The organism is Pedosphaera parvula Ellin514 (assembly GCF_000172555.1).
In the GTDB taxonomy this organism is placed as follows: domain Bacteria; phylum Verrucomicrobiota; class Verrucomicrobiia; order Limisphaerales; family Pedosphaeraceae; genus Pedosphaera.
The window spans coordinates 58,027-65,311 of sequence record NZ_ABOX02000042.1 but is presented as its reverse complement, the minus strand read 5'-3'; the positions used below and the strand labels follow the sequence as shown (position 1 = coordinate 65,311).

Genomic DNA, 7,285 nt, shown 5'->3' with positions numbered 1-7,285 from the left:
CCTCTCAGGAAGGAAGCATCTCCGCGGCGTGATTAGGTCCCAAGCCGAGATTGCCTGGTTGCTTTTAACCCAACAGTGTATGCCTCGAACTGCGGCAGGTGATGTATAAAGGCTTCTTATGACAGTTGAACAAAGGCAAGCTAAAGAAAGGGGGAAAAACGGAAGAGTAGCCAAAGAGAATGCGTTAAAATAGCCAGTGCGCTGGTGAATATTTACTTCCGTGGCTAATTGGGTGCATAAGGTTGACTTTTGGAAGTGAATTAGATAATAAGTGGGGCGCAGTTAGTCCACTATTAGATGCCGAATAACAACCTGCATGGAAGCCATAAGTTTGCAATGCAATCTCGTGACGTGAGTAACTTCTGTCACAATTCACTTACTATCTGTCAGGTTGTAAGTGTTGCTTCAATGTGAGTTCCTGCGATGTGTCGTTTGAAAAAATAACCCCATGAAACCTATGCGTAAAACGTTCCTGACCGGTCTGGCATTGGCGGTGCTGAGTACGATAATAACACCGAATGTCCGGGCGGATTATTCCAATACTGTAGCCTCCTTTAATCCTTTGGGTTATTGGCGACTCAGTGAAAGCGTCCAGCCACCGCCTCCAGATGTGGCGACGAATCTTGGTTCCCTGGGAAGTACTGCACGTGGCTACTACGCAGGGGGGAGTTACCATCCCGCAGCCGGAGCCCTGGTGGGCAGCGCTGACAGCGCAGCGAGCTTCGATGGTGCTTCCGGGATTGTAGCGGTTCCCTATAGTTCGAAGCTAAGTTTTAGTGGACCATTTACTGCAGAGGGTTGGTTCAATCCCGGTGCAACGACTGGAAGCTTCGCTTGCCCGCTTTCGTGCGGCCAGTTTGGTGCCGTCCGCTCCGGGTGGCTAATTTATCAGAGTGCCACTGGTTGGAATTTCCGCATGTACAACCAGAATGCAGGAAATACCTCGCTAAGCATTACCGGTGGTGAAGCACCTGTGCCAGGGACATGGTATCACGTGGCAGTGGTGTATACCGGCACGAATGCAAGCATCTACGTCAATGGTGTTGCCACGACTGGTGTTCCAACCGGCTATGTTCCGAATGTGAATGGAGCATTAACCATTGGCAAGCGGAGCGATTACGCTTTTCCTTTCTTTGGAACTGTGGATGAGGTGGCAATTTATACCAATGTGCTCTCAGCTGCGGAAATTCTGGCACATTATCAAAATGGAACTAATGCAGCGCCTGCGACGCCTTACAACCAACTGGTGCAGGGAAAGAATCCGATCATTTATGATCGGCTGAATGAGCCTTCATATACGGCCCCAGATCCCAGCACGTTTCCGGTGACTGTGAACAGCGGGAGTCTGGCCAATACGGCAGACGGTCTTATTTATCCAGAGTGGTGACCGGGGTGGCAGGAGTTCCGAACAGTGGATTGGTGCCAACAACCGTGCTTTTAATTTCAATGGCGCGACAGGGTTTATTGATCTGGGAACTGCTGACGGGCTTAATTTAATTGGGCCGATGACCGCGACCGTTTGGGTAAAAGGCAATCCGGCCGATGGTCGATTCCAGACGATAGTAGGAAAGGGGGACACCTCCTGGCGCGTCTCCATGGATGCCGACGGGTTTGCACACTTTGCAGTCGGAGCAAATAAAGATGCGGCTGGAGTGCATAATATTAATGACGGTCAATGGCACTTTTTAGCAGGGGTGTATGATGGGACAACTCAAGCCATCTATGTGGATGGAACGCTCGATGGGTCGCAGCCAACTCCGAGCGCATTTTTTGGCAGCGCGGCTTCCGTAACAATTGGCGGGGTGCCAGATCATGCAACAGACCGGCTTTTTGCCGGAAGCATAGATGAAGTTGCCATCTTTGACAGCGCGTTGTCGTTATCGCAAATCCAACAAATATTTTATTCCGGGAATATCGCGCCTCTCATTTCGCAGCAGCCGCAATTACCGGGATCGGTTTTCGAAGGTTCTGCGCTGACTATTACAGTTGGTGCTGTTGGTACGCCAACATTGAACTATCAGTGGACCAAGAATGGAGCTTCCATCACAGGTAAAACGACTTCCAGTTTGGCTTTCAGCAGCATCGCAGCCAGCGACAGCGGAAGCTATGCGGTGGTCATCACCAATAATTATGGGGCGATTACGAGTTCGATCGTGGCACTGGCCGTGCAATCCAGTCCGCCATACATTCTGCAACAACCCCAGGCGTTTTCGCGATATCAGGGCGGTTTCGGCACGCTCTCCGTTACTGCCGCCGGCACAGCACCGCTGGCTTACCAGTGGTACTTTAATGGTACGACGAAGATAGCGGGAGCAACGGCTTCGAGTTATCCGTTGAGCAATTTGCAATTCGCGAATGCTGGCAATTATAGTTGCACCATTACCAACACACATGGGGCCACCAATACAGTCACGGTTGCTCTCACAGTCGTGGGGGCTCCAGCGGGGGCTTATGCGGCGACGATATTGGCTGATAATCCGCTGGCCTACTGGCGCCTGGGAGAAACCAACGGAACCGTGGCGCATGATTATCTGGGAAATCATGATGGCCAGTATACGAACGCGACCTTGGGAGTGCCGGGCTATTCAGCGATTGATACCAACGCGGCGATGAGTATTGGTCCTCAATTCAACAGCTTTGTAGGAAATATTCAGGGCATCGATTTTGGCACTGGCACTAATGCAGCTTTCTCTGTTGAAGCTTGGGTGAAAGGGCCGGTGGTTCAGAATGGTGACGTAGGATTCATTACCAAAGGAACTGGAGCCGGAGGCGAACAGTTCAATCTGGACAACGGCAACGGAGGAAAATATCGCTTTTTCGTTCGCGGTACACAGAACGTGATCCAATCGTGCAATTCATCGATTGCTCTTGATGGTACCTGGCAACATTTGGTGGGTGTATGCGATGGTCCCGGCGGCTCGCTACATCTTTTTGTGAATGGTGTGGAAGTGGCTACGACGACGGCTCCAGGTGACATTCTTCCCTCGACACACGCAGTGAGCATTGGATCGCGGCAGTCTGGGTCATCTGCTACAGGCCCTTACGATTTCAACTTCACCGGCAGCATGGATGAAGTGGCAATCTATGGGACGGCCTTGAGTGCCACCCAGGTTCAGGCCCATTATGCGGCGCGGTATGGCAGCAGTACTCCTGCAGCCGTGGGAGTTCAGCCCGTGGCCACGACCAATTATGTCACCTTGCAGGGAGTATTCACGGTGTATGGTGGGGGCACCGATCCAGTTTCTTACCAATGGAAGTTTAACGGCGTGGATATTGCCGACGCGACCTCCGATACACTCGTTGTCTCACCGTTGGATTTGACCAACGCTGGAAATTATTCCGTGACCGTGAGCAATCCATTCGGGACCACCAACAGCAGTGCCGCGCATCTCACGGTGTTGCCCGCTCCCACGGTGGTGGATGTGACTTCCGGCCTGTTAATGCACCTCAAGTTTGACGGTGATTATCGCGATTATTCCGGACGGGGAAATAACGGCACCAATGTGGGCGCGACGACGTTTGTTCCGGGTAAGATCGGCGCCAATGCGCTGCATTACTTCACGGATTCCAGCTCGGCGAGCTATAGTTATGTGACGCTCGGCCTGCGGCCGGATCTCCAGTTTAGTTCCAACGTGAACTTCTCGGTAGCCTTCTGGGTACGGCAACCGGCGGGAGCTTTGCAGGGTGATCTGCCGTTCCTGTGCAACGCATTGGGTTCGACCTACAGCCCCGGTTATGTGATCGCTCCCTCGTACAAATCTGGCGGCTGGGGATGGTCGCTCTATGACAAGACGGGCTCGACGGGTATGGGGGCCAATGGGGGAGATGGCACCATTAATGATGGGAATTGGCATCATGTGGTGCACACATTTGATCGCAACGGCTATGGGCTCACTTATGTTGATGGCATCCGTGTTGACGGGCGTCCGATTGTGGGAGCTGGTGATTTGAACACTGGCCAGCCCACCAACATCGGGCAGGATCCAACCGGCACCTATGCCGAAACCGGCGAAGCCGACATTGACGACTTCGGCGTGTGGCAGCGTGTGCTGTCACCGATGGAAATCAGCGCCATGTATGTGGGTGGAAGCATCAATGGAGTGAGCTTTGCCTCGGCTCCAGTAAAAATGACCCTTCAACCTTTGGGCAATCAGTTGCAGATTGTCTGGCCGGCAGGACTCCTGCAAGCTGCTGATCAGGTGACCGGACCTTACACCGATGTGACAGCGGCCACTTCGCCTTACACGGTGACGCCGGCGGCTGCGAAGAAGTTTTATCGAGTGAAACTCTGAGCAGCATGGAGAATTAAACCTCCCTAAAACGGGGGAAAGCAGGAGGCCGGGAAGGAATTCCCGGCCTCCTTTATTTACTCCTACTCACTCGCAATGTCAGTGAATTCGTTTTTTTCCAACTTGAGCCTGAGCCGTCATTCCTTTGGAGGAGTTACAACCTCAATTTGAGAAGTTTCGACGCGGATGTAGTTGAGAATGACGGGGGCGAGGATCATGCCGGGCAGGCCCATCAATTTTTCGCCAATCAGCAAGCCAAGCAACGTCAGCCAGACCGGATTGCGGATGCGATCGCCGACGATTTTACTATTAAGGAAATACTCGAGCTTGTGAACGACGATCAGGAAAATCAGGGCGATGAATGCGAATCTGGGAGAGATCGTGAAAGCAACACCCACGATGATCGTGTTGCTGATCAAATTGCCGACTACCGGCAGCAATCCGCAAAGGAACGTCACGCCGATGACTACAAGTCCATAGGGCAGATGGACGATGAAAACGAAAACTGTGGTGAGCAGGGTGTTGATCAGTGAGATGACGATTTGTGCGCCCATTACCGTGGAGAAGCTTTGGTAAAGAGCAAAAAAGCGTTCGGCGATGGCTTCGCAACAAAGGGAATAAAGATTGTTCTTAACGCGATGCGAGTGGCGGTCCAGGTCGAGCTGGCTGTTAAGAAACAGGCTGATGGCGACGACCGCGCCGATGAGCAGGAACACAAGGTGGGAAGTGGCGCCGCGGGCCAGGGTTCCGACAGAATGAAGTTGTTCCCTAACCGTATCCACAGCGAGATCCTTGAGACTGCTGTAATCGGAGAACGGCAGTTCGATGTTCCGGGATTGTGCCCATGCCAGCACCGAGGGTATGGAGGTTTCAGCGATTTTTGGGAAAGCGACGACAGCCGCGCGAAGGAAATGAACAGCGCCATAGGAGACGCCGGCAATCACGAGGATAAAAAGCACCACGGCAAGCCATTTGTGTTTTCCAAAAGTGAGCTTATTCAGAACAAACAGCGAGAATAGCACCGCGAGCAATGGAACAGCCAGATGCAGCCAGATTACGAGCACCAGCAGCAGAGCCAAAAAGCCATAGGAAAAACGGGTCGGGCTGGTCATGCCAAGCTTAAGTTATGATGGTTCATTGGGTGATTCCCGAGTTTAGTGTCCAACGGTCCTAATTCCAGCCTTTTGACCGGCGTGCGGCGACGGCGTTCAACCCGGCTTACCCTGGTCCAAGCGCAACGCCATGGTTGGATGGTAGTGATTGGTTCTTTGAACAAGGATTTTTTAATCGTTTTCAGCAATGGATCTTGTTCTCCAGCGGACTGAAAGGGACGGTAGCCATTGCCAAGGTCAAAGATCATGAGACCACCCAAGTGGTGGTCACGGGCGTACGTCACTTTGGCGGCACAAGCGCGTTCGTCATCGTAGGAAATGAATATGTCATTTTCAGAGCCATCAGCATTCAAACAAGGGTTGAGCCACCGATTGCCAGGAAGATCTATTGAATAATGGTTCAAGGCGGTGTTTGGATGCGGTAAAAGCGTTGGTCAGAAGCGGGCGTGGCAGAATCGATGACCTGGAGGTTGGTTCCGCTGGCGCTCAAACTGTTTGTCAGGGTATTCCAAGGACCCCCCATGAGATTACTCGTCCAGAGTACACGATAAAGACCAAGCGGGCTGGTGTTGAAATTGAGTTGAGTGAGTTGGTTGGTGCGAGTCAAACCAGTGAAAAGCGGAGTGGCGAGAGCTTGCTTGATGGCTTGGAGGAGCGGATCGCGTTTCCCCACGGGTTGAGTGGGGCGGTAGCCGTTGCCGAGATCAAAAATCATGACACCACCGAGACCGCGATTGCGGGCATAACTGACCTTGGCCTGACAGGCATGTTCGTCGTCATAGGAAATGAATCGATCATTTGCCGAACCCGAATTATCGATGGTCAGGTAAGCGGCCTGGGCATAGGTGTCCCAACGATAAAGTTGTGATTGATAATTGGTCATGATTTCGTCGTAGGAACAGGGAACGGCAACTGGATCTGTGGTATAAGATTCGCGTGGGAAGGCCACTCCACCATTCGTTGTCCCGGTGCCACCGCTCCAGATGTAACCATAAAAGGCAATGCCAATGCCGAGCTTGCCGGCTGGTATCCCTGCGGCGATAAAGGCATTTACACTGCCATCGATGGAAGGGACCAAACCGTGGGAGCTGGGGAAGCGGGTGCCACCATCATAAATCGGAGAATTAAACCAGGTGATCCAACCAGCCCAGGGTCCGGACAGATCGTAAGTCATGATATTGATTTGATCGAACTGACTGCGCACCGGGAAAAAAATGGAGGAAGAGGACGTCAGGGCAGCGGCAGTAAGAAGCGACTGTGGTTTGGCAATGGATAAAGCGGAGCGCAGTTGACGACAAGGTTGGTGAACAGATTGGCATCAGCAGCATCCAACGGTTCCCAATCGACGTCGATGCCATCGTAATTGTACGTTTTCATGAAGGAGACCAGGTTGTTGACGAAGGTGGTGCGATTTGTGGCGCTCGTTGCACCCTGGAATTTTATCTGGGTGTCAGCACCGCCGATGCAGATAAGAACCTTTTTTCCAGCATTATGGGCACGAGTAACAAGATCGTTGGAATAGGAGGCTGTGATGCCATTGACGCCGGTATTCAAGGAGCCATCGGCATTGGGTTCGATGGAAAAGTGGATGACATGGGTGAGGGCGGTGTAGTCGACATTGGAAGCGGGCATCATTCCCTGCCGCCAGGCGGCGTAATAAGCGGTGCTCCAGATGTCAGCACGAGCGTTGGGAGATAGAAGGCAACAGGCCAGCAAGGAAACAATCAGGCTTGGAAGCGAAGCGTGCAAACGCATATTAGAACGTAGTGGAATTCGAGCCGCTGGTCCAGTTGGATGAAGCAGTATTGGAAATTCGACTGCGCATGCAATCAAAATCCTTACAACTGCGTGCCACTATTTAGAGCTCAGGTTGGCTCGAGTGTT

3 protein-coding genes and 1 pseudogene are annotated in these 7,285 nt (G+C 52.4%); 2 read left to right on the top strand and 2 right to left on the bottom strand.

The features are described from left to right. The first annotated feature begins 448 nt into the window (after nt 1-448). Together CFLAV_RS24180 and CFLAV_RS24175 are read left to right on the top strand one after the other, a co-directional pair. Nucleotides 449-1,387, top strand: coding sequence for a LamG domain-containing protein (locus CFLAV_RS24180; protein ID WP_083809124.1), 939 nt, complete (start codon nt 449-451; stop codon nt 1,385-1,387). Next, entirely contained in the window at nt 1,353-4,292 is a 2,940-nt protein-coding gene (locus tag CFLAV_RS24175) for a LamG-like jellyroll fold domain-containing protein (protein ID WP_341849390.1), read from the top strand. Before CFLAV_RS24180 ends, CFLAV_RS24175 begins: the two co-directional genes overlap by 35 nt. 134 nt (nt 4,293-4,426) lie before the next feature. On the opposite strand, the gene CFLAV_RS33035 is transcribed toward CFLAV_RS24175, so the two are convergent. Both CFLAV_RS33035 and CFLAV_RS24160 read right to left on the bottom strand, forming a co-directional pair. After that, complete coding sequence (locus tag CFLAV_RS33035) at nt 4,427-5,401, bottom strand: AI-2E family transporter (protein WP_007417489.1); 975 nt, start codon at nt 5,399-5,401, stop codon at nt 4,427-4,429. 400 nt (nt 5,402-5,801) lie between these two features. Further along, nucleotides 5,802-7,033, bottom strand: a pseudogene (locus CFLAV_RS24160) (glycoside hydrolase family 18 protein). Nucleotides 7,034-7,285 lie beyond the last annotated feature (252 nt).

Coding starts and splice junctions, on each gene's coding strand:
- CFLAV_RS24180 (WP_083809124.1), top strand. CDS start 449: ATGAAACCTATGCGTAAAACGTTCCTGACCGGTCTGGCATTGGCGGTG.
- CFLAV_RS33035 (WP_007417489.1), bottom strand. CDS start 5,401: ATGACCAGCCCGACCCGTTTTTCCTATGGCTTTTTGGCTCTGCTGCTG.